At 67.0% G+C, this 25,791-nt stretch carries 25 protein-coding genes; 16 read left to right on the forward strand and 9 right to left on the reverse strand.

The window, feature by feature from the left end:
• The first annotated feature begins 73 nt into the window (after window positions 1-73).
• Genes murJ through ABD231_RS21035 form a run of 4 tightly spaced genes read left to right on the forward strand, consistent with a single transcriptional unit; the run spans window position 74 to window position 4,955 of the window.
• On the forward strand, window positions 74-1,540 hold the full coding sequence (gene murJ, locus ABD231_RS21020) for a murein biosynthesis integral membrane protein MurJ (protein WP_344154435.1): 1,467 nt from the start codon (window positions 74-76) through the stop codon (window positions 1,538-1,540).
• Complete coding sequence (locus tag ABD231_RS21025) at window positions 1,537-2,562, forward strand: glycosyltransferase family 4 protein (RefSeq protein ID WP_344154438.1); 1,026 nt, start codon at window positions 1,537-1,539, stop codon at window positions 2,560-2,562. The genes murJ and ABD231_RS21025 overlap by 4 nt, the downstream gene beginning before the upstream one ends.
• 21 nt (window positions 2,563-2,583) lie before the next feature.
• Window positions 2,584-4,308, forward strand: coding sequence for a CTP synthase (pyrG, locus tag ABD231_RS21030; RefSeq protein ID WP_344154440.1), 1,725 nt, complete (start codon window positions 2,584-2,586; stop codon window positions 4,306-4,308).
• Window positions 4,308-4,955, forward strand: coding sequence for an NUDIX domain-containing protein (locus tag ABD231_RS21035; protein ID WP_344154442.1), 648 nt, complete (start codon window positions 4,308-4,310; stop codon window positions 4,953-4,955). The genes pyrG and ABD231_RS21035 overlap by 1 nt, the downstream gene beginning before the upstream one ends.
• A 149-nt stretch (window positions 4,956-5,104) precedes the next feature.
• Here ABD231_RS21035 and ABD231_RS42210 read toward each other — a convergent pair whose 3' ends face one another.
• The 4 genes from ABD231_RS42210 to ABD231_RS21055 are packed head-to-tail and all read right to left on the reverse strand — an operon-like array spanning window position 5,105 to window position 7,246.
• Window positions 5,105-5,647 carry a flavoprotein gene (locus tag ABD231_RS42210; protein WP_380156231.1) on the reverse strand — a complete coding sequence of 181 codons (543 nt, stop codon included), beginning with the start codon at window positions 5,645-5,647 and terminating at the stop codon, window positions 5,105-5,107.
• Window positions 5,644-6,486: a helix-turn-helix domain-containing protein gene (locus tag ABD231_RS21045; protein ID WP_344154446.1), complete on the reverse strand. Its 843-nt coding sequence runs from the start codon at window positions 6,484-6,486 to the stop codon at window positions 5,644-5,646. Before ABD231_RS21045 ends, ABD231_RS42210 begins: the two co-directional genes overlap by 4 nt.
• Window positions 6,483-7,034, reverse strand: coding sequence for a DUF6879 family protein (locus tag ABD231_RS21050; RefSeq protein WP_344154449.1), 552 nt, complete (start codon window positions 7,032-7,034; stop codon window positions 6,483-6,485). Before ABD231_RS21050 ends, ABD231_RS21045 begins: the two co-directional genes overlap by 4 nt.
• A gap of 17 nt (window positions 7,035-7,051) precedes the next feature.
• Window positions 7,052-7,246 (reverse strand): hypothetical protein, encoded by a 195-nt coding sequence (locus ABD231_RS21055; RefSeq protein ID WP_344154452.1) that lies wholly within the window; start codon window positions 7,244-7,246, stop codon window positions 7,052-7,054.
• 154 nt (window positions 7,247-7,400) lie between these two features.
• Here ABD231_RS21055 and ABD231_RS21060 point away from each other — a divergent pair, with 154 nt between their 5' ends.
• Window positions 7,401-7,751, forward strand: a complete 351-nt coding sequence (locus ABD231_RS21060) for a thioredoxin domain-containing protein (RefSeq protein WP_344154455.1) — start codon at window positions 7,401-7,403, stop codon at window positions 7,749-7,751.
• Between the two features lie 23 nt (window positions 7,752-7,774).
• Here ABD231_RS21060 and ABD231_RS21065 read toward each other — a convergent pair whose 3' ends face one another.
• Window positions 7,775-8,125: a VOC family protein gene (locus ABD231_RS21065; RefSeq protein WP_344154458.1), complete on the reverse strand. Its 351-nt coding sequence runs from the start codon at window positions 8,123-8,125 to the stop codon at window positions 7,775-7,777.
• 70 nt (window positions 8,126-8,195) lie between these two features.
• Here ABD231_RS21065 and ABD231_RS21070 point away from each other — a divergent pair, with 70 nt between their 5' ends.
• The 3 genes from ABD231_RS21070 to ABD231_RS21080 all read left to right on the forward strand — a co-directional run bounded on the left by ABD231_RS21070 (window position 8,196) and on the right by ABD231_RS21080 (window position 14,942).
• On the forward strand, window positions 8,196-10,805 hold the full coding sequence (locus ABD231_RS21070) for a GH92 family glycosyl hydrolase (protein ID WP_344154460.1): 2,610 nt from the start codon (window positions 8,196-8,198) through the stop codon (window positions 10,803-10,805).
• Window positions 10,806-10,893: 88 nt separating this feature from the next.
• Window positions 10,894-14,229: a GH92 family glycosyl hydrolase gene (locus ABD231_RS21075; RefSeq protein WP_344154462.1), complete on the forward strand. Its 3,336-nt coding sequence runs from the start codon at window positions 10,894-10,896 to the stop codon at window positions 14,227-14,229.
• Window positions 14,229-14,942 carry a peptidylprolyl isomerase gene (locus tag ABD231_RS21080; protein ID WP_344154464.1) on the forward strand — a complete coding sequence of 238 codons (714 nt, stop codon included), beginning with the start codon at window positions 14,229-14,231 and terminating at the stop codon, window positions 14,940-14,942. The genes ABD231_RS21075 and ABD231_RS21080 overlap by 1 nt, the downstream gene beginning before the upstream one ends.
• On the opposite strand, the gene ABD231_RS21085 is transcribed toward ABD231_RS21080, so the two are convergent.
• Window positions 14,925-15,149, reverse strand: coding sequence for a hypothetical protein (locus tag ABD231_RS21085; protein WP_344154466.1), 225 nt, complete (start codon window positions 15,147-15,149; stop codon window positions 14,925-14,927). The two genes, ABD231_RS21080 and ABD231_RS21085, sit on opposite strands and share 18 nt — an antisense overlap.
• A 167-nt stretch (window positions 15,150-15,316) precedes the next feature.
• On the opposite strand from ABD231_RS21085, the gene ABD231_RS21090 reads away from it, so the two are divergent.
• Window positions 15,317-15,745 carry a cupin domain-containing protein gene (locus ABD231_RS21090; protein WP_344154468.1) on the forward strand — a complete coding sequence of 143 codons (429 nt, stop codon included), beginning with the start codon at window positions 15,317-15,319 and terminating at the stop codon, window positions 15,743-15,745.
• A 4-nt stretch (window positions 15,746-15,749) separates the two neighbouring features.
• Here the strand turns inward: ABD231_RS21090 and ABD231_RS21095 are convergent, their stop codons facing one another.
• The 3 genes from ABD231_RS21095 to ABD231_RS21105 form a co-directional block, all read right to left on the reverse strand.
• Complete coding sequence (locus ABD231_RS21095) at window positions 15,750-16,445, reverse strand: DUF4386 family protein (protein WP_344154470.1); 696 nt, start codon at window positions 16,443-16,445, stop codon at window positions 15,750-15,752.
• A 95-nt stretch (window positions 16,446-16,540) separates the two neighbouring features.
• Window positions 16,541-17,371 (reverse strand): LLM class F420-dependent oxidoreductase, encoded by an 831-nt coding sequence (locus ABD231_RS21100; protein ID WP_344154473.1) that lies wholly within the window; start codon window positions 17,369-17,371, stop codon window positions 16,541-16,543.
• A gap of 114 nt (window positions 17,372-17,485) precedes the next feature.
• Window positions 17,486-18,229, reverse strand: coding sequence for an aminoglycoside phosphotransferase/kinase family protein (locus ABD231_RS21105; RefSeq protein WP_344154476.1), 744 nt, complete (start codon window positions 18,227-18,229; stop codon window positions 17,486-17,488).
• Window positions 18,230-18,391: 162 nt separating this feature from the next.
• On the opposite strand from ABD231_RS21105, the gene ald reads away from it, so the two are divergent.
• The 7 genes from ald to ABD231_RS21140 all read left to right on the forward strand — a co-directional run bounded on the left by ald (window position 18,392) and on the right by ABD231_RS21140 (window position 25,755).
• Complete coding sequence (ald, locus tag ABD231_RS21110) at window positions 18,392-19,507, forward strand: alanine dehydrogenase (RefSeq protein ID WP_344154479.1); 1,116 nt, start codon at window positions 18,392-18,394, stop codon at window positions 19,505-19,507.
• On the forward strand, window positions 19,504-20,433 hold the full coding sequence (gene xerD, locus ABD231_RS21115) for a site-specific tyrosine recombinase XerD (protein WP_344155816.1): 930 nt from the start codon (window positions 19,504-19,506) through the stop codon (window positions 20,431-20,433). Before ald ends, xerD begins: the two co-directional genes overlap by 4 nt.
• Window positions 20,434-20,804: 371 nt before the next feature.
• The gene (locus ABD231_RS21120) at window positions 20,805-21,713 is read left to right on the forward strand and encodes a ParA family protein (protein WP_344155819.1); all 909 of its coding nucleotides are present in this window, start codon (window positions 20,805-20,807) and stop codon (window positions 21,711-21,713) included.
• Window positions 21,698-22,063 (forward strand): hypothetical protein, encoded by a 366-nt coding sequence (locus ABD231_RS21125; protein WP_132407981.1) that lies wholly within the window; start codon window positions 21,698-21,700, stop codon window positions 22,061-22,063. Before ABD231_RS21120 ends, ABD231_RS21125 begins: the two co-directional genes overlap by 16 nt.
• Before the next feature lie 2 nt (window positions 22,064-22,065).
• Window positions 22,066-23,049, forward strand: coding sequence for a segregation and condensation protein A (locus ABD231_RS21130; RefSeq protein WP_380156204.1), 984 nt, complete (start codon window positions 22,066-22,068; stop codon window positions 23,047-23,049).
• Window positions 23,046-25,028: an SMC-Scp complex subunit ScpB gene (scpB, locus tag ABD231_RS21135; protein WP_344154484.1), complete on the forward strand. Its 1,983-nt coding sequence runs from the start codon at window positions 23,046-23,048 to the stop codon at window positions 25,026-25,028. The genes ABD231_RS21130 and scpB overlap by 4 nt, the downstream gene beginning before the upstream one ends.
• The gene (locus tag ABD231_RS21140; protein WP_344155826.1) at window positions 25,021-25,755 is read left to right on the forward strand and encodes a pseudouridine synthase; all 735 of its coding nucleotides are present in this window, start codon (window positions 25,021-25,023) and stop codon (window positions 25,753-25,755) included. Before scpB ends, ABD231_RS21140 begins: the two co-directional genes overlap by 8 nt.
• Window positions 25,756-25,791 lie beyond the last annotated feature (36 nt).

Raw genomic sequence — 25,791 nt, forward strand, 5'->3', positions numbered from 1 at the left:
TCTCTTGGTGGCCGGTGTCACCGTCCTTGCCCGGGTGGTTGGGTTTGGGCGGTGGCTTGTCTTTTCTAAGACTGTGGGTGCGGGGTGTTTGGCTGAGGCTTATACGACGGCTAACCAGTTGCCGAACATCCTGTTTGAGATCGTGGCTGGTGGTGCGTTGGCCGGTGCGGTGATTCCGGTGCTGGCTGGGCCGGTGGCTCGGGGGGATCGGGTTGCGCAGGGGCGCATCATCGGCGCGCTGTTGTCGTGGTCGTTTGTGTTGCTGGCGCCTTTTGCGGTGTTGTCGTGGTTGCTGGCGGGGCAGTACACGGACGCGTTGCTGGATCCCGGTGCGGACTGTGGTGGGTCGGCGGCGGCTGCTACTCGGATGCTGATGATCTTCGTGCCGCAGGTGTTCGGGTACGCGCTGGCCGTCATCGCCACCGCAGTACTGCAGTCACACAAGAAGTTTGGGGCGGGTGCGTGGGCTCCGCTGGTGTCGAGCCTGGTTGTGGTCGGCACCTACCTGGTGTTCGCGGCCATGGCTCCGGATGCGGATCGGGCGTCGGGTAGCGCCAACGACCTGCTCGCCTGGGGAACCACGGCAGGCGTTGCTGCACTGGCGTTCACAGTGCTGATTCCGATGCTGCTACTGCGACTACCGATCAGACTGACGCTCAGACTCGACCCCGGCGTCGGACCGGTACTGCGGAAGCTCGCACTGGCCGGGCTGGCGGTGCTGATCGCTCAGCAGCTCACCTTCGTCGTCACGACATACCTGGCCAATCACCGCGGTGTTGCGGGCAGTATCGCCGTCTACACCTGGGCTAACGCGGTCTACCTGCTTCCGTACGCGGTCCTCGCCGTACCGATCACCACTGCGGTGTTCCCGCGGCTGGCTGCGGCGTACGAGGCAGGGGAGCGGTTCGACCTGTACGCCGCCGCTTCGTCCCGCGCAGTCATGCTGGCCGGCGGCGCTGGTGCCGCACTGCTCGTCGGAACCGCAGTACCGGTCGCACGGATCTTCGCGTACGACGATGGCGCCGTACAGGAAGCGAAAGCGACCTCACTCGGCAACGGGCTGATCGCGTTCGCCCCAGCCGCCATCGGGTTCGCCGTACTGATGCATATCGGCCGCGTGCTCTACGCGCGGCACTCCGGTCGGCAGGTCGCGATCGTCACGTCAGCTGCCTGGGTCCTCGTCGCTGTGTCAGCCGTCGTCCTGACAGCGCAGTGGGACGCAGTGCCCGCACTAGCGGCCGCCATGTCCATCGGCATGGTCCTCGGAGCGGTTGCGCTACTCGTGGTGCTGCGCCGAGACGCAGGGGCTGGCGCACTGGCCGGGCTGACCCGTGCCACGCTGGCTGCGCTAGTCGGCGCCGTACTGGCCGGTGCAGCAGGCTGGGTCATCGCACTGCCGGCCAACGACGCCGGGGTGGGCAGTGCGGTCCTGTACGCCGTGCTGTCCGGCCTGGCCGTCGTCATCGTGTACGCCGCGATCGCCGTCGTACTGGATCGTGCGGACACCCGCGCGCTGCTTCGTCGAAAGGTTGTGGCATGAGGATCGGTCTCCTGCTCGCAGAGTCGCGCGGCGGGATCGGGCAGCACGTCGCTTCCCTGGTACCGCGGTTCCTCGCAGCCGGTCACGAGGTGGTTGTCTGTGCACCGCCCGGTACCGCCGAGCACTTCGACTTCGGTGCGGCAACTGTCGTCACTCAGGCACCGGCGCTGCGCGGCTCGGACGTGATCCATGCGCACGGCTACCGCGCTGGGATGACCGCTCTGCGTGACCGCTCCAAGCTGCGCCCGCTGGTCGTCACCTGGCACAACGCAGTGATCGCTCCGGGCCCCAAAGGCCTCGTGATGCGACTGGGACAGCGTCTGGTCGCCAGGGGTGCGGACGTGACCCTAGGAGCCTCCAGCGACCTTGTAGAGCTCGCCAAGAGCCTCGGAGCGCGCGACGTCCGCCTGGCACCCGTCGCTGCGCCCACACTGTCGAAGCCGACCGTCCCAGCCGCTGACATCCGGGCGGAACTCGGCCTGACTGACCAGCCGCTGGTTCTGACCGTCGGCCGACTCGCCCCGCAGAAGGACTACCCGACACTGCTGTCCGTAGCCGCTCGAGTGCACGAGTCGACCCCGAACGCGGTCTTCGTGGTGGTCGGTGACGGTCCGCTGCGTGACAACCTGCAGGCGCGGATCGACGCCGAGCAACTGCCGGTGCGCCTGCTCGGACACCGCAGCGACGTGGCGAACCTACTCGGAGCGGCTGACGTCTTCCTGCTGACTTCACACTGGGAGGCGCGGGCGCTCGTCGTACAGGAGGCGATGCAGGTCGGCGTCCCGGTGGTGGCGACCGCGGTCGGCGGTATCCCGGAGCTGGTCGAGGACTGCGCCGTATTGGCGTTCCCCGGGGACGCGGACGGACTGGCCGACGGGGTCCGGGCGATCCTCGCCGAGCCCGGTACGGCGAACGCTATGCGGACGCGTGGCCGGGAATTGGCCGCGAAGTGGCCGGACGAGGACGGGGCTGCGAAGAATCTGCTCGACATCTACGCGGGTCTCGTCGCGACCACCCCTTGACAACAGGTAGGCTGGAGGCCCGTGGACAGGGTTTCGAGCTCGCAGCAGACCAAGCACGTTTTCGTCACCGGTGGCGTGGCCTCCAGTCTCGGCAAGGGGCTGACGGCGTCAAGCCTCGGCAGTCTGCTGACGGCACGGGGCATCCGGGTGACCATGCAGAAGCTGGATCCGTATCTCAACGTCGATCCCGGCACCATGAACCCCTTCCAGCACGGCGAGGTGTTCATCACCAACGACGGTGCCGAGACCGATCTCGACATCGGCCACTACGAGCGGTTCCTGGACCGCGACCTGTCGCAGGTCGCGAACGTGACGACCGGCCAGGTCTACTCCAGCGTGATCGCCAAGGAGCGCCGCGGTGAGTACCTGGGCGACACCGTCCAGGTGATCCCGCACATCACCAACGAGATCAAGGAACGGATGCTCGCGATGGCGGGCCCCGATGTCGACGTCGTCCTGCACGAGATCGGCGGCACGGTCGGCGACATCGAGTCGCTGCCGTTCCTCGAAGCGGCGCGGCAGGTCCGGCACGACGTCGGCCGCGACAACGTTTTCTTCCTGCACATCTCGCTGGTGCCCTACATGGCCCCGAGCGGTGAGCTGAAGACCAAGCCGACCCAGCACTCGGTGGCCGCGCTGCGCTCGATCGGTATCCAGCCCGACGCGATCGTCTGCCGCGCCGACCGGCCGATCCCGGAGGGTGTGAAGAAGAAGATCTCGCTGATGTGCGACGTCGACCTGGAAGCCGTGGTCGCGGCCGTCGACGCGCCGAGCATCTACGACATCCCGAAGGTGCTGCACGCCGAGGGCCTGGACGCGTACGTCGTCCGTCGCCTGAACATGCCGTTCCGCGATGTCGACTGGACCCGCTGGGACGAGCTGCTGAAGGTCGTGCACCACCCGAAGGACGAGGTCACGGTCGCTCTCGTCGGCAAGTACATCGACCTCCCGGACGCGTACCTGTCGGTCGCCGAGGCGTTGCGGGCCGGCGGTTTCGGCAACGACGCCAAGGTCAACCTGCGGTGGATCGCTTCCGACGAGTGCGCGACTCCGGAGGGTGCTGCGAAGCTGCTCGGCGATGTCGATGCGGTCTGCATTCCGGGTGGGTTCGGGGTGCGTGGAATCGAGGGGAAGATCGGCGCGATCCGGTTCGCCCGCGAGAACGGCGTACCGATCCTTGGTCTGTGTCTCGGCCTGCAGTGCATGGTCGTCGAGGTGGCGCGCGACCTGGCCGGCCTGACGGAGGCGAACTCGACCGAGTTCGATCCGGATGCCGAGCAGCCGGTGATCGCGACCATGGAGGAGCAGAAGGACATCGTCGCCGGTGGCGGCGACATGGGCGGCACGATGCGCCTCGGCCTCTACCCGGCGAACCTGGCGGACGGCTCGATCGTCCGCAGCCTGTACGGCGCCGCCACGATCCAGGAGCGGCACCGCCACCGCTACGAGGTGAACAACGCCTACCGCGACAAGCTCGAAACCGCCGGCCTGGTCTTCAGCGGCCTGTCCCCGGACCGCGAGCTGGTCGAGTTCATCGAGCTCGACCGCGCCCAGCACCCGTACTTCGTCGCCACGCAGGCGCACCCCGAGCTCCGCTCGCGCCCCACCAAGCCGCACCCGCTGTTCGCCGGCCTGGTCGCCGCCGCCCTGGTCCGCCAGCGCGAGTCCCGCCTCCCGGTCGAAGAGCCTGCTCCTTCGAAGAAGCCCGCCGCTGCCAAGGCCAAGGCCGAGACGGTCAAGGCCTGATGGACCACCCCGAACTGCGTTTCGGCGCCGGACTGGCCGACGTACCGGAGAAGTGGCCGGTCTCGTCGTCCGAGACGGTGCACTCGACGGGCCGAGTCATCTCGGTCCGTCGCGACACCATCGAACCTCCGGGCGGCGACGCCTTCGTCCGCGACGTCGTCGTGCATCCAGGTGCGGTCGGTGTGGTTGCCCTCGACGACAAGAACCGCATGCTCCTGGTCCGCCAGTACCGGCACCCGGTCGGCTACCGGCTGCTCGAACCGCCGGCCGGACTCCTCGACGTACAAGGCGAGCAGTACCGCCTAGGTGGCGAACGCGAACTCTGGGAAGAAACCGGCACCAAGGCCGCCGACTGGCGAATCCTCGTCGACGCCTTCACGTCACCCGGCCTGACGAACGAGGCCGTTCGCATCTTCCTGGCCCGCGACCTCTCACCCGCCGACGAGGCCTACACCCGCCTCCACGAGGAAGCGGACATGGAAACCGTCTGGGCCCCCCTCGTCGAAGTAGTAGGCGCAGTCCTGGCCGGCCACCTCCAGAACCCCATCCTCGTCATGGGCTCCCTAGCCGCCTGGACCGCCCTCAACGGCCCCGGCTTCGAAACCCTCCGCCCAGCCGACTCCCCCTGGCCGGCAAAGGATTTGTAGGGAGTTCTTCCCCCGCGTGCTACGCAGTCGCTCCTTCGTCGCGCCAGCTACGCGCGCACCCGCCCGCCCTTACTTCCCTCCCGGGCTACCGCCCGGACCCTGCGGGCTACCGCCCGCAGCCCGAACCCCCGGTGGCTGGCCATGCCTGCTTACCTCCGCGGCGCGAGGCAGCCGAACACCCAGTCCCAGCGGAACTCCCCGACGATTCGCCCACGCGTGCCTGATTCCACTGGTTCCAGCGACTCGGTCGAGCCAGTCTGAGGGTCAACGATTCGCACACCTGCTTGCCGGAGCATGGCAACCGACACGGACCAGGCAGGGTGGTTGGTGAGCTCGGCGCTGGCGTACGGCACAGCAACCGTAGGTGTCCGAGAGCCAAGAGCCGCACACAGCGTGGTCAATGCATACGAGCTGGCGATCCCACTCGCCCAGGCATTGAGCGTATGGAACGTTGCAGGGACAACGACAACACCATCTGCAGGCGGTGTGCGCCTAGGCTCATGAGGCGTTCGATTGCCCACGACAATCGGCACATCACCCAGGTCCAGCTCGTCGAGCCACGGCATAGCCGAGTCGGTAGGAACGACGTACGGCGTCCAGCCCAGTTCACGGGCAACACGTACGCCGTCCTCGAGACGCGCCGCAAGCGGAGCCCCACAGGTCACGAGTAGCAGAGTGCGGTTACCTGTCATCGGCCGAGTAGCTGGTAGTCGCTTCTGATTCGAAGTAGTTCTCGGCGGGCGTCGTCACCTGTGGACGAGACGAGCTCGAGTCGATCGAAGAGTTCGTCGTACACGCTCACGTCGTCGCTGGAATCGAGGATGGCTGAGGCGATCTCGGTTCCGATGAGCACGGCGGCGGAGTCGTAGAGGTGGAAGGCGTGCGTGCAGAAGACCTCGACCGGCGTCGTCCACGGAACCACACCCAGACGTACGTTCGGGCGGCGCGACGCGGTGATGATGGCGTCGAGCTGATCAGCCATCACCTGCGGGTTGCCGGCCTGCCATCGCAGTGCGCCCTCAGTGATTACGAGCTTGAACTGTTTGGTGTCGTCGTCCAGGGCGCTGCTCCGGTTCGAGCGGGCATCGACTGCCGCGTCGCGTTCGTCGTCCGACAGGCCACCACCGAAGACGAGCCTCGCATAGGCGCGCGTTTGCAGGAGGCCTGGAATCATCGCGGGTTGGTAGCTGCGCAGTAGCGTTGCCTTCGCTTCCAGCTGACCGATGTGATGCTGGAGCCGCGCAGCGCCTCGGGTCATGACGACTCTGGACAGGCGACTCTCGGCCTTCAGCTCGGCGGCCAGCCTGACCAGGTTCTCGCGCTCAGCGGCGGGAACACTGTAGATGTCACACAGCGAGCGGACGTCCTCGGGACTTGCTCGAAGCGCGCCGTTCTCGAGCTTGGAGATCTTCGACTGGCTGACGCCGGCCCGGCGGGCGGCTTCGATACCGCCGAGACCGGCACGGCGCCGGAACTCACGCAGTACCGCGGCCAGATCGAGAGCACCCGAGGTGTCGTCCGCACCAGTCATGCGTGGCTCGGCTTCTCCGATTCTTGTTGGTTGGCACGCCAGTACTCGGGATGATCGCTCCACCAGGTGCCAAAGGTTGTGCTGGCAGCGAGGGCGGCATCGCGGCTCCGACGATACGGTACGACGTCCTCGGCGAGGCTGGCGCCGAGATACACGCCCAGCTCGTCGTAGTGCATACGCAGGACCGTCTCGTCGTCCATGAGCCAGAAGTCCTCGAGCCGTTCGACCTCGGTCGGCAGTGGGTGCTCGGAGAGATCGAGGATGTGGATCTCTTCCCCGGCGGCAGCGTTCGGCAGATACCCCCACTCGCATTCGTAGCGAAGGTAGTCGCTCAACGGCGTACGGAGGACGTGGACGCGGTGCCTGAGCTTCCCGGCCGCCCGTTCGGCGCGAAGCTGGTTCAGCCACGGTCCCTTGCGATCCGGATCCGGTTCGGGTGCGCCGGCGAGATAGCGCGCGACGTCACCGCCGTCCGACCCCACGTGGTAATAGTCAAGGGTCTCAAGGCGAAACGCGCTGTGCGAGAACCCTTCGAAGATCGCGTCCACCTGCTCTTCGGGCAACATCAACGGCGCTCCCACAGGCTTCGAGGGACGCGCACCACTGCTTCGCCCGGGCCGGCCTTCGCGAGCAGGTCCTGAAGGTCCTCGACGATCGAGCCGACGACGTAGACCGAGTCGGGGTCGGTGTCCATCGTCCAGGCCGCCGGACATGTCTTGTTGTCCGGGCAATCTCCAGCGATCCGCCGTAGCTGAGACATCGGGGTTCTCCTTCGGTCAAGGGGCGATGACAGCGGAAGCCTAGCGCGATGCCGGTCGAGATGGAATATCTCATCAAGAGACGCATCTTTTGGATTGATATTCCATCTTGAATCTGGAATATTCGCTCTCGATGTCACCCTGAGGGAGTAAGCGATGAGCAGCACTGGATCGAGCGGTTGTCCCGCCCAGCTCACATCGGCGGTCGGCTACTTGCGGCAGTACCCATCGATGACCTGTGCGCAGCTCGAGCAGACAGCAGAGCAACTGGCGCTCTTCGCGCACCGGCGAGGCCTCGTCCTGCGCGAGGTCTTCGTGGAACACCTCGCCACTGATCCGGCCGCCTTCGACGCGCTTGTGAAGGTGGTCAACCGTCGCGACATCCCCGTGATCGTCGTACCGACGCATGCCCACCTGAGTGCGGTGGGAGGTGGCGAAACCAAGGCGTCGCGCCTGAAGCGCGAGACCGGCGCGTATGCGTTGACGGCCGGCGGATCGACCCCGTGAACCGGCGGGTCGGCGAGTGCTCGTCAGAGGTTGTGGGCCGGTTGGTGGCGGGGTTGGTAGAGGCCTAGGTTGCTGCCGCCGGGGAGGCGGATTGTGGTGAGGATGCCCCAGCCTTGGTCTTCGGGTGGGTGGGGGAACTCGACGCCTTGGGCGGTCAGGTCGGCGACTGTTTGGTCGAGGTTGTCGCACATCAGGTAGAGCTCGTGGGACTCGGTGGTGGTGGTTGGGTGTACGGCGACTTCGGCGGGTGGGAGTTTGAAGATCAGCCAGCCGTGGCCGGCGTCTACGTGGGGGTAGCCGAGGACGTCTTTCAGGAACGCTCGGTCGGCTTCGGCGTTCTGGCTGTAGATGATGACGTGGGCTCCGTTGATCACTTGCCGACGATAACGCGGGCCGGTTCGACGTGGATGGAAAGCGTGGCTGGCGTCGGCTGGGCGGGAAATCATGGCGGCCTACCGCCCGGAGGCCGCCATGTTCGTTCGTGCACTCGCGCTCGCCCTCGTTGTCGCAGTTGCTCCGCCGGTCGTGCAGGCGGCTCAGCCGGTGGTTCAGGTGATACCGCAGGTTGCTGATCCTGCGCAGTATGTGAATCCGTTCGTGGGGACGCAGGACGGCGGGCCGGACTTCGGGCATGGTGGGGGAGCGGGCAACACGTACCCGGGGGCGGTCGCGCCGTTCGGGATGGTGCAGTGGAGTCCTGACACCGCCGAGCCGACGCAAGGCGGGTACAAGTACGGCGACAACCGGATCGCGGGATTCAGCCTCACGCATCTGTCCGGGGCCGGCTGTAAGGCGTTGGGGAACGTGCCGATCATGCCTGTTCTCGGCAGTGCTCCGGTGGAGCATTCGACGTTCAGTCATGCGAACGAGTCGGCCGCTCCTGGTGCCTACGCGGTCACGTTCGACAACGGGCTGCGGACCGAGCTGACGGCCACGCAGCGCAGTGGCGGTGCTCGCTTCACCTATCCGGCCGGTCAGCAGGCGTCGCTGTCGGTGGACGCGGCGAAATCTGCGATGGGCGGGACGGGGTCGGTGACGGTTGGGACCGACACGATCTCGGGGTGGGCCGACAGCGGTGGGTTCTGCTTCACGTCGACCAGGTACCGGCTCTACTTCCACCTGAGTTTCGACCGTCCGTTCAGTTCCGTGAACACCAGCGGGGCCACGGCCTTCGTCTCCTTCGACACCAGCACGAATCGCACGGTGGCCGCCAAGGTTGGCGTGTCGTTCGTCAGCCTCGACGGTGCCAAGGCGAACCTCGCGGCCGAGACCGGGACCCGGGGCTTCGACGCTGTGCGCGACGGCACTCGGGCCGACTGGAATGCGCTGCTCGGCCGGATCGACGTCGGTGGTGGCACGGACAGTCAGCTGAAGACCTTCTACACCGCGCTCTACCACTCGTTGCTGCACCCGAACGTCTTCGGTGATGTCGACGGCAAGTACGTCGGTATGGACAAGGAGGTGCACACCGCGCCGGCGGGACAGACGCAGTACGCGAACTTCTCCGGGTGGGACATCTATCGCTCGCAGGTCGCGCTGCTCGGGCTGATCGCGCCGGAGCAGGCGTCGGACATCGCACAGTCCGCGGTGAACCAGGCCGAGCAGACCGGGTACTACGATCGCTGGACGTTCCTGAACTCCCCGACCGATGTGATGAACGGCGACCCGATACCCGTCGTGCTGTCGACCTTGTACGCGTTCGGCGCGACGTCGTTCGACGCGAACGAGGGCTGGTGGCGGATGGTCGCCGGCGCTGCCGACCCGAAACAGCGGCCGGGATTCGAGCAGTACAACGCGATCGGCTACGTCCCGCACGGCCAGCCGGGTGTGCTGGGCGCGACGGCCAGCACCCTCGAGTACGACGTCGCCGACTTCGCTGTGGCCCAGCTGGCGTCGCGGCTCGGGCACAAACCCGAGGCGGAGAAGTTCCTGCGCCGGTCGCAGGGCTGGCGCAACCTGCACATCAACGGGATCATCCAGCCGCGGAACGCCGACCTCAGCTTTCCGCCGTTCTCCCCCGAAATGGAGGACTCCTACGTCGAGGGGAACGCTGCGCAGTACACGTGGATGGTGCCGCACAACTACCGCGGTCTGTTCGACATGATGGGCGGCAACGCCACGGTCAACTCCCGCCTCGACAACTTCTTCAGCCAGCTCAACGCCGGTCCGCACAAGGCCTTCGCCTACCTGGGTAACGAGCCGTCCGCGAACATCCCGTGGGCCTACCTGTACGCCGGAACGCCGTACAAGACCCAGGACGTCGTACGGCGCGTGCTGACGTCGCTGTACAAGCCGACGCCGGACGGTCTGGTCGGAAACGACGACCTCGGTCAGATGTCGTCCTGGGCGGTCTGGGCGGCTATCGGGATGTATCCGCAGGTACCGGGGCGGTCTGAGCTCGTGCTGGCCAGTCCGCAGTTTCCGACCGTCAGAATCGACCGGGGCAACGGCAAGACGATCACCATCAACGCACCGAACGCTTCTGACAGCGTGAAGTACGTCCAGAGCCTGCGAGTCAACGGGCAGGCCTCCAACCGGGCCTGGCTGTCAGAGGACTTCGTTGCGGCCGGCGGCACGCTCGACTACGCCCTCGGTGCGACAGCCAGTACGACGTGGGCGAGCGCCGCGGCCGATGCGCCGCCGTCGTACGACGTGGGGCCGACGCAGCCGCGGACCAGTACGGCGGTGAAGGGGGTCGCGGGGAAGTGTCTCGACGCCCAGGGGGACGCGCCGAGCGTTGGAGCGCCAGTGGCGCTGTGGGAGTGCAACGCCACGATCAACCAGACCTGGACGCTGGCATCTGACGGGACCATGCGAGCACGCGGCCACTGTCTCGACGCCTCCTCGAGCGGCCGAGCAAACGGCACGAAGATCCAGCTGTGGTCGTGCAACGGCAGTGGGGCACAGCAGTGGTGGCCGCGGCCGGGTGGGGTGCTGATGAACGTTCCGTCCGGCCGTTGCCTGGACGTGCCGGGCGGCAAGCCTGACAGCAGCGTCCAGCTGCAGCTGTTCGACTGCAACAGCAGCCCGGCCCAGAGCTGGACTCTGCCGTAACGCTTGACGAGGTGCGGTCACTACAGGTATTTCTTGCTGACAACGATGTCACGCCGCCCAATTTTGATGTCGAAGGTGGGGAACACCTATGTCGCGCACCGCCCTGCGCCGCCGTACTGCTGTGCTCATAACTCTGCCTGCTGTGCTCGCAACGCTGGCTGCTGGTCTTGGAACGAGCCTGTCGGCTCAGGCGACGCCGCAGCCTCCGCTGGATATCCGGGAGGTGGTTGGACCCACCCGGATCGCTAGTACGTCGGTTGACCCGGCTGAGCACGTGGATCCGCTGATCGGGACGTCGAACCTGGGGAATGTGTTCCCTGGGGCGGTGTCGCCGTTCGGGATGTTCTCGTTCAGTCCGGAGACCAGTCGGGGGAATGCCTACCGGACGGCCGCGCCCGGTGGGTACTTGTACTCGGCCAGCAAGATCCGTGGGTTCAGCCTGACGCACATGAGCGGCACAGGGTGTGCTGGTGGGTCGGGGGACATTCCGATCTTCCCGTACGTCGGTGAGGTCACCAGTTCGCCGCAGAGTGATGCGAAGGACGAGGTCTACGCCAGCACGTTCAGCCACGCCAATGAGGTGGCCAAGGCCGGGTACTACAAGGTCGGACTGGACTCTGGTGCCACTGCGGAGCTGAGTGCGACGACGCGGACCGGGTCGGCTGCATTCACGTTCCCGGCGGACAAGGCGAAGTCACTGCTGTTCCGGACGTCCAACTCCGAGGTCGGCTCTAGTGATGCGCAGGTCAGTATCGACGCGAAGACGCGCACCGTCTCCGGTGAGGTGACCAGTGGCAACTTCTGCGGTTACCTGGCGAGTGTTGGTCGCCGTAGCTACTACAAGCTGCACTTCGTCGCCGAATTCGACCAGCCCTTCAAGAACACCGGCACCTGGACCGACGGCACGGTCACTCCGGACAGCACGAGCGCACGCGGCGGTACGACGTACGGCGCGGATGGGTGGATGCCGGCGAACAAGGGGTCGGGTGGGTACGTCGGTTTCGACAGCAGCACGGTGACGATGCGCATCGGCATCTCGTACGTGAGCAAGGCGAACGCACTGGCCAACCTGCGTGCTGAGAACCCGCGTGGCACTTCGGTGAGCGCTACTGCTGCGAAAGCCAAGCAGGACTGGCGAAAGCAGCTCAACCGGATCGAGATCACCGGTGGGAGCACCGACCAGCGCACTACCTTCTACACGGCGCTGTACCACGCACTGCTGCATCCGAACGTGTTCAGTGACGTCAACGGCCAGTACTGGGGTTTCGACCAGAAGGTGCATCGCGTTGCGCGTGGTCAGCAGGCGCAGTACGCGACCTTCTCGGGTTGGGACATTTACCGGTCGCAGGTGCAGTTGCTGGCGTTGCTGGAACCGGACAAGGCAGGTGACGTCGCGCAGTCGCTGCTGAACCAGGCCGATCAGAACGGCGGTGTCTGGGACCGCTGGACCCACGCCTCTGGCAGTACGGCGGTGATGACCGGTGACCCGGCCGCACCGGCGGTGGCTGGCATCTACGCGTTCGGTGGCACGAACTTCGACGTACGGAGTGCGCTGAAGTCGCTGGTGCAGGCGGCGACGGTTCCGACCGAGAAGGACCTCAGCTCGGCCGGTAAGCCAGTGATGTCGATCGGGCAGCGGCCTTCGCTCGACAAGTACCTTGCGCTGCACTACATCCCGACCAAGTCCAACGCCTGGGGCGGTGCGGTCGAAACGCTCGAGGATGTGACTGCTGACTTCGCGGTGGCGCAGCTGGCTCAGCGGACTGGTGATTTGTCGACGTACAAGCGGTTCCTGAACAGGTCGCAGTACTGGCAGAACGTGTTCAACCCGGAGAACGGCGGCTACATCCAGAACCGCGACGACAACGGCGCCTGGCCCGGGTTCACCCCGTCGACTGGTGATGGCTTCGCTGAGGGCAGTAGTGCGCAGTACACGTGGATGGTTCCGCACAACCGCGCCGGACTGGTCGATGCGATCGGTGGAGTCGACAAGACGAACCAGCGGCTGGATGCGTTCTTCAAGAACCCGGATGGCACCTGGGCGCTGACCAGGGCCGGTGAGCTGCACGCCGAGATGGACAACGAGCCGTCGATCAACACACCGTGGATCTACAACTTCACCGGCAAGCCGTACCAGACGCAGGAGACGCTGCGCCAAGCCATGACGCAGCTGTGGAACACCAGCACCGGTGGCATCCCTGGAAACGACGACCTGGGCGCCATGTCGTCCTGGTACGTGTGGACCGCGCTCGGGCTCTACCCCGACGTCCCGAGCCGTTCTGAGCTCCAGGTGGCCGCACCGCTGTTCCCGCGCGCTGTCATCCACCGCGACGGCGGTCGGGCGATCCGCATCAACGCTCCGGGCGCAGACGCGCCGTACGTGCAGTCCTTGAAGGTCAACGGGCGTACGTCGACCAAGCCGTGGCTGCCGGAGAGTTTCGTCCGGTACGGCGGCACTCTCGACTTCAAACTCGGTACGTCGGCCAACGTGTCGTGGGGCTCGAAGCCGTCGGACGCACCGCCGTCGTGGCGTGCCGGTGAGATCCCATTCCAGACGTCAACCGATCAGAGCCGAGTGGTCGTCGCACCGGGCACCACGAGCGCCGCAGTGTCGATCAAGGCGCACCGGCTGAGCGGCACACCGCAAGACGTCACCTACACGGTGAAGACGCCGCCTGGTCTGACTCCGAACCCGGCCACTGGCTCCTTCCGCGTCGAGCAGGACGGCAGTGCGCCGGTGACGATCACGGCTGCGGCTGGTACGCCGGATGGTCGCTACCCGGTCACTGTGTCCGTCAAGGCCGCGGACGGCACTGCGCTACCGCAGGTGGGTTTCACTGTGGTCGTTGGACTACCGAACTCGTTCTTCGTGCTGCGCGAGGGCACGGCCGCTTCTGACGACGCAGGCGACCACAACGAGGCCGACTACGACGGTGGGGGAGTGAGCTACTCGCGCCAGGCGTTGGCCGCGGCCGGTCTGACACCAGGTGGCAGTGGCACCGTGCAGGGGCTGACGTTCACCTGGCCCGACGTACCGGTCGGCGACCCTGACAACGTGCCTGCCGACGGTCAGTTGCTCAACCTCAACCTGCCGGCTGGTACGACGAAGCTGTCGTTCATCGGCAGCGCGGTGAACGGGAACCAGCAAACCACCGCCACGCTGAACTTCAGCGACGGCAGTACGCAGCCGATCGACCTGTCCTTCAGCGACTGGACACTCGGCGGTGGCGGCGACACCGTGCACTTCGGCAACGTCATCGTCGCCACCACGCCGTACCGGAACGAGGCTGGTGGCGGCCGCGACAACGTGACCACGCACATCTTTGCCACGGCGCCTGTGAGCTTGACCCGGACGCCGGTGAGTATGACGCTTCCGAAGAACCGCGACCTGCGGCTGTTCACTGTGGCAGTGGGAGGAAACTGATGAAGGCAGCGATCGTAGGTGCAACGGTGCTGGTGGCCAGCTTGCTGGTGGCCACTCCGGCGCACGCCGCACCGCCGACCAGCACCAAGGGCCCGTGCGGTTACACGACGACTCCGGACGAGCCGCCGGCCCGGCCGGTCTCGCTGCCACCTGACCCGCAGCACACGCCGGACAAGGGCGTGGTGAAGGTGCTGATCGCCACCAACCAGGGGCCGATGCTTCTGTCGCTGGACCGCGCCAAGGCGCCGTGCACGGTGCAGAGCTTCCTGCACCTGGCCAAGAGCCGGTTCTACGACTTCACCACCTGCCACCGGCTAACGCTGTACCCGACTCTCAAGGTCCTGCAGTGCGGCGACCCCAGTGGTACCGGTGAGGGCGGTCCGGGCTACTCCTACAAGGACGAGCTCCCGACCGACCTGCCGAACTGGCCGGGCGACACCACTGGCACCCGCAAGGTCTACGCCCGCGGTGTGCTCGCCATGGCGAACGCAGGCCCGAACACCAACGGCAGCCAATTCTTCCTGGTCTTCGCCGACTCGCGGCTGCGTCCCAACTACACCGTCTTCGGCACCGTCGACCGCACCGGCCTGAGGACGCTCGACAAGGTCGCCGCCGGCGGCACCGTCGTCAGCGAGGACAACCCGGACAACCTCGACGGTCCTCCGGTTCGCAAGACCGACATCCTGATCGCCCGCTCACTCGGCGGCCGGTAGCACCGCCTCGCCGCCGCCCTCACCCAGGGCGGCGGCGACCACCCGTACGTACTCGTTGTGCTGCTCCGACGGGACGTTCGGCAGCATGTCGTCCCAGAGCGCGATCATCGCGCCACGCAACTGCATCTGCCCCACCGGCCGCGCCAGGAACCACAGGTGGAAGTGCTCGCTCCCATCGCCCCACCGGTTGAAGTGCGTGCGACCCACCGCATCGAGCCGACCGATCCAGCGGGTCGACCTGCAGGTCGCCTTCGAACGGGAACATCGGATCGCCGATGAATGGCTCGGCCGACATCCGCTCGCCGTACGGGAGGTTGCGGTGGTAGTCAGAAGGCAGTTCTGTCATGCCTTGCACTGTGCCGGAGGATTGGGGCATGACGAAACCGGATTTGGCGGAGCTGCTGGGACTCGAGGCGCATCCGGAGGGCGGGTGGTACCGCGAGACGTGGCGGTCCGAGGTGAGCTTCGAGCCGGAGGGGTACGACGGCAAGCGGGCCAGTGCGACGGCCATCTACTTCCTGCTGGCACCTGGGGAGGAGTCGCAGTGGCACCGGGTGCGGTCGGCGGAGATCTGGCTGTGGCACTCCGGTGGGCCGCTGACACTCCAGTACGGCGACAGTCCGGAGCAGGCCGAGTCCTTCACGCTGGGGCCGGACGTGGCGGCTGGTGAGCAGCCGCAGGTGGTGATCCCGGCCGGCGCGTGGCAGGCTGCGCGGCCGGCCGGAGATCAGGCAGTGCTGGTGTCGTGCGTGGTGTCGCCCGGCTTCGACTTCACGGACTTCGAGATGCTGCCGGGCGACTGAGACGTCACATCTGCGGTACGGCGGCCTCCCCGGTCGTCATTTCGGGCAGGTGCTCGCGAACCATGTAGCCGCCGGCGCAGGCGATCCACAGTGCCGAGAGCAGCAACGGGACACCTGTCATCAGGAAGCCACCGGCAGCGAACGAGCCGGTCGAGGCGAAGATGCCGAACGAGCCGGCGATGGACACCACTGCTGCCAGCAGGGCCAGGTAGCCGAGCCAGTTCGGCATCAGGTGGGTGCGCATGACTCCGATGCCGGCCGCGGCCAACGGCAGTGCTGCCGCGAACCCGATCATCGTGGTCATCACCGACGTCATCTGGAACAGCATCATCGTGAGCGCGGCGTCCCGGCCGTCGATCCCGAACGCCATCGCACCGGACATCGCCGCGTTCACGAAGATCGCACCACCGACCAGGACCGAGCCGGCCAGCAACGCCAGATGCACGTCACTGCGCTCGTCCCGCTCCCGCATCGCCTCGGCGAAGGCGGACGCGAACCAGATCACCAACCCGCCGGCCGCGGCCCACATCAGCGCACTGGTCAGCAGCATGTCGCGGTTGTCGGCGATCCAGGCGGTGATGGCGCTCTGTGATTCGTCGATGTTCGGTGGGTTGCCGGGCAGGAACCTGCCCAGGAGAGCCAGGACGACGAAAGCCAGCCCGGCGAAGCCACCCCACCGCAACTCGTGTCGCTCAGTCATGGGGAAACACCTCCAGTGTGCGCACCACGAAATGTGGTGCGTCTACTGCTGATATTCCTCCGCTTAGGCCAGCCGTCAAGAGGTGTCGTCAACCCCTATTGGAGAACGGTTGCCAAGGCCTCGTATCCGGGCAGCAGGTCGATGCCCTCGCGACCCAGTTGCTGGATCGCGACGTGGTCGGCCCCGGCCTCCAGGTGGGCCTGCAGCCCCTCGGCGATCTCGACCGCCGACCCGTGCAGGACGAGCGCGTCGATCAACCGGTCGCTGCCGCCGTCGGCGATGTCGTCGTCGGTGAACCCGAGGCGCTTCAGGTTCGTGACGTAGTTGCCCAACGCAAGGTACGTCGCCAGGTAGTCGCGGGCCGTGGTCCGCGCGATGTCCGCATCGGTCTCGAGCACCACCTTCTGCTCTGGCGCGAGCAGCACGCCACCACCGAGACTCCGGCGTGCTTCCCGAGTGTGCTCAGGAGTGGTCAGGTACGGCAGTGCGCCCGCAGCGCGGCTACCGGCCAGCTGCAGCACCTTCGGACCAAGCGCTGCGAGCGCGCGTCGATCGGCCGGCACCTTCGCGTCGTCCAGTTCGTCGAGGTAGGACACGATCGTCTCGTACGGCGACTTGTACTCCGCGGTGCGTTCCCGGTGTCCGATGCCCACCCCCAGCAGGAACCGCCCCGGCGCAGACTCCTCGAGCCGGTGGTACGAAGCCGCCACCTCCTCGGCCGGCGACTTCCACATGTTCACCACGCTGGTGCCGACAGCAACAGAATTCGTTGCGGCCAGCAACACCTCGGCGTCGCGCAGACCGGCTCCCGGGGACACGCCCAGCCACAGCGCGCCGTACCCGGCCTGCTCCAGCCCGGCCGCGAGTTCCGGACCCCAGTGCTGCGCACCGTGCCAGACCCCGAAGCGTCCCAGTTCGATCGCCACGTCGTACCCCTCTCGTCATCCCACTGTCAGGCGCACACCCGGGGCGGTCGGGCGGTACTTGCAAGGAGAAGCATCTCTGATGGCACGGTGGTCACGTCAATGATGGTTGTCACGTCAAAGGTGACCAGCCACCTGCGTGACGCGTGCTAACAGCCCCGGTAGTCGCGCCTCGGTGCGCCCCGGTTCATCCACCTTCGCCAGATTCACCATGCCCGCGTCACCAGCCGCCTGCCCCGCCCGAATCACCCGCGCCGACCGCCGCGCGCTAACCGGTGCACGCTCCAAAATCTCGAGCGCTGTGACCCCGCCGCCGTACGCCTCGGCCATCAGTCGCAGCCGATGAGCCTGGTACGCCGGGTCCATCGCTACGGCGAGTGGAGCCGTGTTCCACGCGGTGAAGCCGAGGTCGTCGAGCGGAACGCCCGGACCGGCCAGATCCCAGTCGATGACTCCGCTGAAACCCTCAGACGTGCCGATCCAGTTGTAGTACCCGTAGTCGTGCATGCAGATGATCTCGCCGGCCGCGAGCGCCGCCGTACCGGCTCGCCACACCACCGGACCAACAGGCCGGTACGACGCGACAACGCGGTGGTACTGCGCGAGCCAGCGCATCGCATCGGCCAGTGCGTCGTCCGGGACCTCCGGGCCGTACGCCGTACCCGGAAGGAAGTCGAGGATCTCGCGACCCTTTTCGTCGAGGCCGTGCACCCGCGGTACGCCGGTCAGGTTGGTGTCGGCGAGGTGTCGCAACAGTGCGTGCACAGCTGGAGTCCAGGGGCCGGTGGTGCGGCGAACTGTGGTGCCGATACGGACTGCTCCGCCCACGTTGCCGCCGGGGAGAAGCTCCTCGCTGTCCATTCGGGCACCCTACTTACGAGTTACATGAAGATCAGACCAACCGGTCAGGTGGTATGGCCTGGGCAGGCATACACTCGGCAGCGACCTGGCATCATCCGCTCACCGCCGGGCCGCGGTCACAACGATGTGCGCCGTCCTCCTGGAAGGAAAGAAGGGCAAGCAGTGAAGGTCGGAGTTCCGAAGGAAGTCAAGAACCACGAGTACCGGGTGGCCATCACGCCGTCCGGTGTGCACGAGTTCGTGCGCCACGGGCACGAGGTTCTGATCGAGCAGAACGCGGGGAGCGGATCGCTGATCCCCGACGAGGAGTTCGTCACGGCCGGGGCGCGGATCGTGCCCACCGCCGACGAGGTGTGGGGCGAAGCGGACCTGGTGCTGAAGGTCAAGGAGCCGGTCGCCGAGGAGTACCACCGGATGCGCAGGGGCCAGGTGCTGTTCACGTACCTGCACCTCGCGGCCAGTCAGGAGTGCACCGACGCGCTGCTGACCGCCGGTGTCACCGGTATCGCCTACGAGACGGTTCAGCTGCCGGACGGCTCACTGCCGCTGCTGGCCCCGATGAGCGAGGTCGCCGGCCGGCTCGCGCCGCAGTCCGGCGCTTACCACCTGATGCGCAGCGGTGGTGGGCGTGGTGTTCTGCTCGGCGGCGTCTCCGGTACGCACCCGGCCCGTGTGGTCATCCTGGGTGCCGGCGTCTCCGGGATGAACGCGGCCGCGATCGCGCTCGGGATGCAGGCCCAGGTCCAGCTGTTCGACCGCAACATCGCGCGGCTCCGCCAGGCCGACCAGATCTACCAGGGTCACCTGCTGACGATCGCCTCGAACGCCTACGAGATCGAGCGCGCTGCCCTGGAGGCAGACCTCGTCATCGGCGCGGTGCTGGTCCCCGGTGCGAAGGCGCCGAAGCTGATCGACAACGAGCTGGTCAGCCGGATGAAGCCGGGCAGTGTGCTCGTCGACATCGCGATCGACCAGGGCGGCTGCTTCGAGGACTCGCGTCCGACCACCCACGCGGACCCGGTCTACCAGGTGCACAACTCGTTGTTCTACTGCGTCGCCAACATGCCCGGCGCGGTGCCGAACACGTCGACGTACGCGCTCACCAACGTGACGCTGCCGTACGCGATCGAGCTGGCCAACCTCGGCTGGCGCGAGGCGCTGAAGCAGGACCACAGCCTGGCGCTCGGCCTGAACACCTACGACGGCCACGTCACCTACGGCCCGGTTGCGGATGCCCACGACATCTCCCAGCTCAAGCTGGACGAGGTCCTGGTCTGAGCATCAGCCGGGCGGTTGGTGCTTACCTCGACCACTTGACGGTCGAACGCGGCCTCGCCGCGAACACCCTGGCGTCGTACCGGCGTGATCTGCGCCGGTACGACGGTTATCTGAGCGCCACCGGGATTTCCGAGCTAGGCCGCGTCACCGAGGCAGTGGTGAGCGATTTCCTGATGCGGTTGCGTGAGGGCGATGAGGACCATCCGCCACTCACTGCGTCCAGTGCGGGGCGCACAGTCGTCGCGGTGCGCGGTTTCCACAAGTTCTGTCTGCGGGAAGGGCTGACTGCGGTCGACCCGGCCGCTGCCGTGAAACCGCCGGCACCGCCACAGCGGTTGCCGAAAGCACTCTCCGTGGACGAGGTGACCAGGATTCTGGCTGCCGCCGCCGGTGCGGAGGCGGAGCCCGCCGTACTGGCTACTCGGGACGCTGCGCTGCTCGAGTTCCTCTATGGCACCGGTGCGCGCATCTCAGAGGCAGTCGGGCTGGATGTCGACGACATCGACCTGGAGGTCGGTGCAGTGCTGCTGCGTGGTAAGGGCAGCAAGGAGCGGGTCGTCCCAGTCGGCAGCTACGCGCTGAACGCACTGTCGGCGTACCAGGTGCGTGGCCGGCCCGATCTGGTCGCACGGGGTCGCGGTACGCACGCACTGTTCCTGAACGCGCGCGGTGGTCGGCTCTCGCGGCAGAGTGCTTGGACAGTACTGCGGCGTGCGGCGCAGCGGGCCGGGATCGCCAAGGAGATCTCCCCGCACACGTTGCGGCACTCGTTCGCCACCCACCTGCTGGACGGTGGAGCCGACGTACGGGTGGTGCAAGAGTTGCTCGGCCACGCGTCGGTGACCACCACGCAGGTCTACACGCTTGTCACCGTGGACAAGCTGCGCGAGGTCTATGCGACGTCCCACCCGCGCGCACTGTCGTAAGGTAGGGCCCGGTGTAGGGCGGATCGGCACGGTGTGCAATGATCTGCTCACGGTCGGTCACCGCAACGAGGTGATCGGCCTGCCGTGGAATGCCGACCGGAAACCGCTCGACCCGGGTGCGGAGTGGCCGCTTGAGAGTGCTTGAATGCACGCTTACAGTCGCAGGCGTCGCCCGTATCGGTTGAAAGGTTTGGCGAGTCATGAACGAGTCGACATTCCCGGGCACCGAGCAGCATGATCTCGAGCAGTACGCCGGCGCCCAGCACGGTACCGAACAGCACGGCACCGAACTGTCTGGGCCGGCGGCGACGCCTGCCGAACCCAGCGCGCCGCCCCAGCGCACCCTGACCCCACCCGAGAACTATGCGGCGATGCCGAGGCCGACGGCCAAGCTCACCGCGGAGGACCTTGCACCTGTGAGCGATCCCAGCGGCCCGAGGAAGATCGGGCCGACCGGCCGTCCGATGCCGGACCTGCCGGAGCCCCTGCCGCCGACCAAGACCGGTCCGGCGCAGGTGATCGCGATGTGCAACCAGAAGGGTGGCGTGGGCAAGACCACGACCACGATCAACCTCGGCGCCGCGATCGCCGAGACCGGCCGCAAGGTGCTGCTGATCGACTTCGACCCGCAGGGCTCGGCCTCGATCGGCCTCGGCGTGCAGCCGCACGACCTGGAGCTGTCGGTCTACAACCTGCTGATGCAGCGCGACATCACGCCGGCCGAGGTCATCCAGCCGACCCGGGTCGAGAACCTCGACCTGCTGCCGGCCAACATCGACCTGTCCGCGGCCGAGGTGCAGCTGGTCCAGGAGGTCGCCCGGGAGTACACGCTGCAGCGCGTCCTCGAGCCGATCATCCCCAACTACGACGTGATCCTGATCGACTGCGCACCGTCGCTCGGTCTGCTCACGGTGAACGCGCTGACCGCGTCGAACGGCATCGTCGTACCGCTCGAGTGCGAGTTCTTCGCGCTCCGCGGCCTGGCCATGCTGACCGACACGATTGGCAAGGTGCAGGACCGGCTGAACCCGAAGCTGGAGATCGTCGGCATCCTCGGCACCATGTTCGACGGGCGCACCACGCACGCGCGTGAGGTGCTCGACCGCGTCGTCCAGGCTTTCGACGAGCGCGTTTTCCACACCGTCATCCGGCGTACCGTGAAGTTCCCCGAGACCACGGTCGTCGGCGAACCGATCACGACGTACGCCCCGTCCTCGTCCGCGGCCACGCAGTACCGCGATCTTGCCAAGGAGGTGCTGGCGCGTTGTCCCGCCGGGTGAGCCTGCCAGGTGCCAGTGAACTCTTCGGGGGTGCGGCACCGCAGCAGACCAGACCCGAGAAGCGCACCACCACTGACGGACCGGCGTCGAGCTCCGTGCGTTCCCGCACGGCGGTCGCCGACGACCGGAAGTCCAGTGGACGGATCCGTCACGACACGAAGATCACCGTGTACGTGACGGAAGAAGAGCTGCTCGGACTGGAACAGGTGCGGCTGGCGCTGCGGGCCGAACACGGCCTCAGCGCGGACCGCGGCCGGATCGTCCGGGAGGCGATCGACGTCCTGCTGGCCGACTTCGTCGACCACGGACCGGACTCGGTGCTGGTACGGCGGCTCAAGGCGTCGGAGTGACCGTGGCGGACTCCCTGCCCTTGGACATCGGTGGTGGTGGCGACGCCGCCGTACCGACTGTTGCCGAGGGCAAGAGTTTTGAGGTTCACCTGGTGAACTTCGACGGTCCGTTCGATCTGCTGCTGCAGCTGATCAGCAAGCACAAGCTGGACATCACCGAGATCGCGTTGTCGGTGATCACGGACGACTTCATCGCGCATATCAAGGCGCTGGGGTCGGAGTGGGATCTCGATCAGACGTCGGAGTTTTTGCTGATCGCGGCGACGCTGCTGGACCTGAAGGCGGCGCGGTTGCTGCCGAAGGGCGAGGTCGAGGACGACGAGGACCTGGCGCTGCTCGAGGCGCGGGATCTGTTGTTCGCCCGGCTGTTGCAGTACCGGGCGTTCAAGCAGATCGCGGCGCTGGTGCAGGAGCGGATGGCGCAGCAGGCGAAGAGCTTCCCGCGGTCGGTTGGGGTTGAGCCGCGGTTCGCGGAGTTGCTGCCTGAGGTGTTGCTGGGCATCGATCCGAATGGGTTGATGCTGCTGGCACAGAAGGCGCTCGCGCCGAAGGACAACATCCCCGAGGGTGTGTCTCTCGCCCACCTGCACGCGCCGGCTGTCACGGTCCGCGAGCAGGCGCTGGTGATCGTGGACCGGTTGCGTCGTCAGCGCAGTACGACGTTCCGCATGCTGGTCGCGGATTCACCCGACACCGTGACCACGGTCTGCCGTTTTCTTGCGCTCCTGGAGCTCTTCCGCTCCGCCGACGTCTCCTTCGACCAGGTCACCCCGCTAGGCGAGCTGACCATCCGCTGGACCGGAACCGACGAGGGCGAGATCGCCGTCAGCGACGAGTTCGACGAAGAGAACCTCCCGCCCTCCGACGACGGCGAAGCCCCCACAGTCACCGACGAGGACTCGTTCCTGGAGCCCGGCGACTCCCTCACCGAAGACCCTGAGGCCCCCACCCACCCCGAACCACCCCACGAGACGGTGCCCCAGTGACCGAACCCCCCACCCCGACCCCCGCCCCGTCGGACGAGCAGGACCCCCAGAACCCCACTCCCGTAGACGCGTCGTCGGCGGTCGACTCCGACGTGGACGCCCCCTCGGACCCGGAGCCGGTCGACACCACCGCAGACGACGACACCACGTCGGCGGTCGACGCCGGAGCAGACACCACCCCAGCCGCAGACGTCTCGTCGGACGAGCGCGACCTTCAGGACGCCGCCGCCACGGACTCGTCGGCTGACGACTCCGGCGTCGACACCACCCCTGCTGCGGAAGCTGACGCGGACGCCACCCTGGAGTCCACCCCACCGGTCAACTCGGAGCCGGTCGACACCGACTCCGGTGACGAAGCGCCGGCGGACGACACCTCGGGCGCGGACGCGGAGTCGCAGGAGAACGCATCCTCGGACGACGCCTCGGTAGACACCACCGGGAGCGACTCCCCAGATGCGACCACCGCGGACGACTCCAGGGCGGACACCACCTCGGCGGACACCACCTCGGACGGCGACGACTCCCCGGCGGAGACTGCTTCTGGCGACAGGGGCGGCGTACTGGGTGAAGAGGGCGACGTACCGGGGGGTGAGGATCACTTGCCACCGGGGCAGACTGAGGTGCCTGTTGGGGACGAGGTGGTGATCGATGACGACACCATGCGGCGGGCTATCGAGGCGATTCTGATGGTGACGGATGAGCCGTTGCCGGTGTTGACGTTGGCTCGGGCGGTGGGGCGGCCGACGGGGGATGTGACTGCGGCGCTGGCTGAGTTGTCGGGGGAGTACACCGAACAGGGGCGTGGGTTCGACCTGCGTGAGATCGGTGGTGGGTGGCGGTACTACACGCGCCCGGAGGCGGCTGCGTTCGTGGAGCGGTTCGTGCTCGACGGGCAGCAGGCGCGGCTCACCCAGGCGGCACTCGAGACACTGTCCGTCGTCGCCTACAAGCAGCCGGTCAGCCGGGCCCGCGTCTCCGCCATCCGTGGCGTGAACGTCGACGGCGTCATGCGCACCCTGATCGCACGCGGGCTGGTCGAGGAGGCCGGCGCCGACACCGAATCCCAAGCGACGCTCTACCGCACCACCTCGTTCTTCCTCGAACGAATGGGCATGCAGTCCCTCGACGACCTCCCCGAACTCGCGCCGTACCTCCCCGACATGGACGACATCGAGGACGAACTCGCCGCCCAGTCCCTCCCGCCCGTCCCCGAGGAACCAGCCCCCGCCGAGCCGGCGGAAGACGAGAGCGGCCCCCTCGAAAACGACCTGGCCCCGCCCGTCGCCACCCCGACCGACCCGGAAGACGACGACGAGGACGACGAGTCCGAGTACGCCGCCACCGCGACCGAGCCCGTCGAGTCCGAGTACGACGCCTTCGCGACTGGGCAGGTGGAGTCCTACGAGTCCGCAGCCGAGTCGTCTGAGCACGCGCGCCCCGAGCACGAGTCGGTTGAAGCCGACGTGTCCGCGGAGGACATGTCGGCGGACGCGGCACGCGAGCCCGTCGAGTCGGAGTACGACGCACGTGCGACTGAGCAGGTCGAGTCCGAGGGCGAGCGCCCCGAGCACGATCCGGTCCAGGCTGAGGAGTCCGGGGACGACGTCACGGCGGACGAGGCAGGCGAGCCTGAGTACGCCGCCCACGCGACCGAGCAGGTCGAGTCCGGCGAGTCCGGCGAGTCCGAGTACGACGCCTTCGCGACTGGGCAGGTGGAGTCCTACGAGTCCGCAGCCGAGTCGTCTGAGCACGCGCGCCCCGAGCACGAGTCGGCTGAAGCCGACGTGTCCGCGGAGGACGTTTCGGCGGGCGAGGCAGACGACGACGCCCCCGCGACCGAGCAGGTGGTGTCCGACGACTCCGTGGTCGGGGCTGGTGAGGCAGCTAGTCGGTGGTATCCGTATGACCAGACGGCTGAGGAGATTGAGTCCTCGGGCGCGGTATCTAGTGGTGGAGAGTTGCGTGAGCGGGGTGAGTGAGGACGAGGGGATCCGGCTGCAGAAGGCGTTGGCTCAGGCTGGGGTGGCCAGTCGGCGGAATGCTGAGATTCTGATCGAGCAGGGACGCGTCGAGGTGGATGGCGCCGTGGTGACCGAGTTCGGGACTCGGGTGGATCCGGCGGTTTCGGTTATTCGGGTGGACGGGGAGCGGATTCCGCCGACCAGTGCGCACGCCTACCTCGTGCTGAACAAACCGCGTGGTGTCGTGACCACGATGTCCGATCCCGAGGGTCGCCCGTGTATCGCGGACTACGTGCAGGACCGGACAGAACGACTGTTCCACATCGGCCGGCTCGACACTGACACCGAAGGACTTTTGCTGCTCACCAACCACGGTGAGTTCGCGCACCGCCTCGCGCACCCGTCGTACGAGGTCTCCAAGACGTACGTCGCCGAGGTCGAAGGCAACGTGAAGCCGGGGAACCTCCGCCGCCTCCTCGACGGTGTCAACCTCGACGACGGTCCCGCCCAGGCGGACACCGTCAAGGAAATGTCCAGCATCCGCGGCCGCACGCTTGTCCAGATCACCCTGCACGAGGGCCGCAACCGGATCGTCCGGCGGATGTTCGACGCGATCGGTCACCCGGTCAAGCGACTGACCCGGACGGCGATCGGCCCGGTCCGCCGCGGCAACCTGCACACCGGCGAACTCCGCGAACTCGACCCCAAGGAACTCGGTCAGCTCCTCGACATCGTCGACCTCTGAGCCGATCTCTGAGTCCGGCCTCTGGCGATGTGGCCA

This window comes from Kribbella yunnanensis, from assembly GCF_039529655.1.
GTDB classification, from domain to species: Bacteria; Actinomycetota; Actinomycetes; order Propionibacteriales; family Kribbellaceae; genus Kribbella; species Kribbella yunnanensis.

Excerpts from the sequence above, each read along its gene's own strand:
- ABD231_RS21025 (WP_344154438.1), top strand. The coding sequence starts at position 1,537 with ATGAGGATCGGTCTCCTGCTCGCAGAGTCGCGCGGCGGGATCGGGCAG.
- ABD231_RS21035 (WP_344154442.1), top strand. The coding sequence starts at position 4,308 with ATGGACCACCCCGAACTGCGTTTCGGCGCCGGACTGGCCGACGTACCG.
- ABD231_RS42210 (WP_380156231.1), bottom strand. The coding sequence starts at position 5,647 with ATGACAGGTAACCGCACTCTGCTACTCGTGACCTGTGGGGCTCCGCTT.
- ABD231_RS21045 (WP_344154446.1), bottom strand. The coding sequence starts at position 6,486 with ATGACTGGTGCGGACGACACCTCGGGTGCTCTCGATCTGGCCGCGGTA.
- ABD231_RS21055 (WP_344154452.1), bottom strand. The coding sequence starts at position 7,246 with ATGTCTCAGCTACGGCGGATCGCTGGAGATTGCCCGGACAACAAGACA.
- ABD231_RS21060 (WP_344154455.1), top strand. The coding sequence starts at position 7,401 with ATGAGCAGCACTGGATCGAGCGGTTGTCCCGCCCAGCTCACATCGGCG.
- ABD231_RS21070 (WP_344154460.1), top strand. The coding sequence starts at position 8,196 with ATGGCGGCCTACCGCCCGGAGGCCGCCATGTTCGTTCGTGCACTCGCG.
- ABD231_RS21075 (WP_344154462.1), top strand. The coding sequence starts at position 10,894 with ATGTCGCGCACCGCCCTGCGCCGCCGTACTGCTGTGCTCATAACTCTG.
- ABD231_RS21080 (WP_344154464.1), top strand. The coding sequence starts at position 14,229 with ATGAAGGCAGCGATCGTAGGTGCAACGGTGCTGGTGGCCAGCTTGCTG.
- ABD231_RS21090 (WP_344154468.1), top strand. The coding sequence starts at position 15,317 with ATGACGAAACCGGATTTGGCGGAGCTGCTGGGACTCGAGGCGCATCCG.
- ABD231_RS21095 (WP_344154470.1), bottom strand. The coding sequence starts at position 16,445 with ATGACTGAGCGACACGAGTTGCGGTGGGGTGGCTTCGCCGGGCTGGCT.
- ABD231_RS21105 (WP_344154476.1), bottom strand. The coding sequence starts at position 18,229 with ATGGACAGCGAGGAGCTTCTCCCCGGCGGCAACGTGGGCGGAGCAGTC.
- ABD231_RS21120 (WP_344155819.1), top strand. The coding sequence starts at position 20,805 with ATGCCGAGGCCGACGGCCAAGCTCACCGCGGAGGACCTTGCACCTGTG.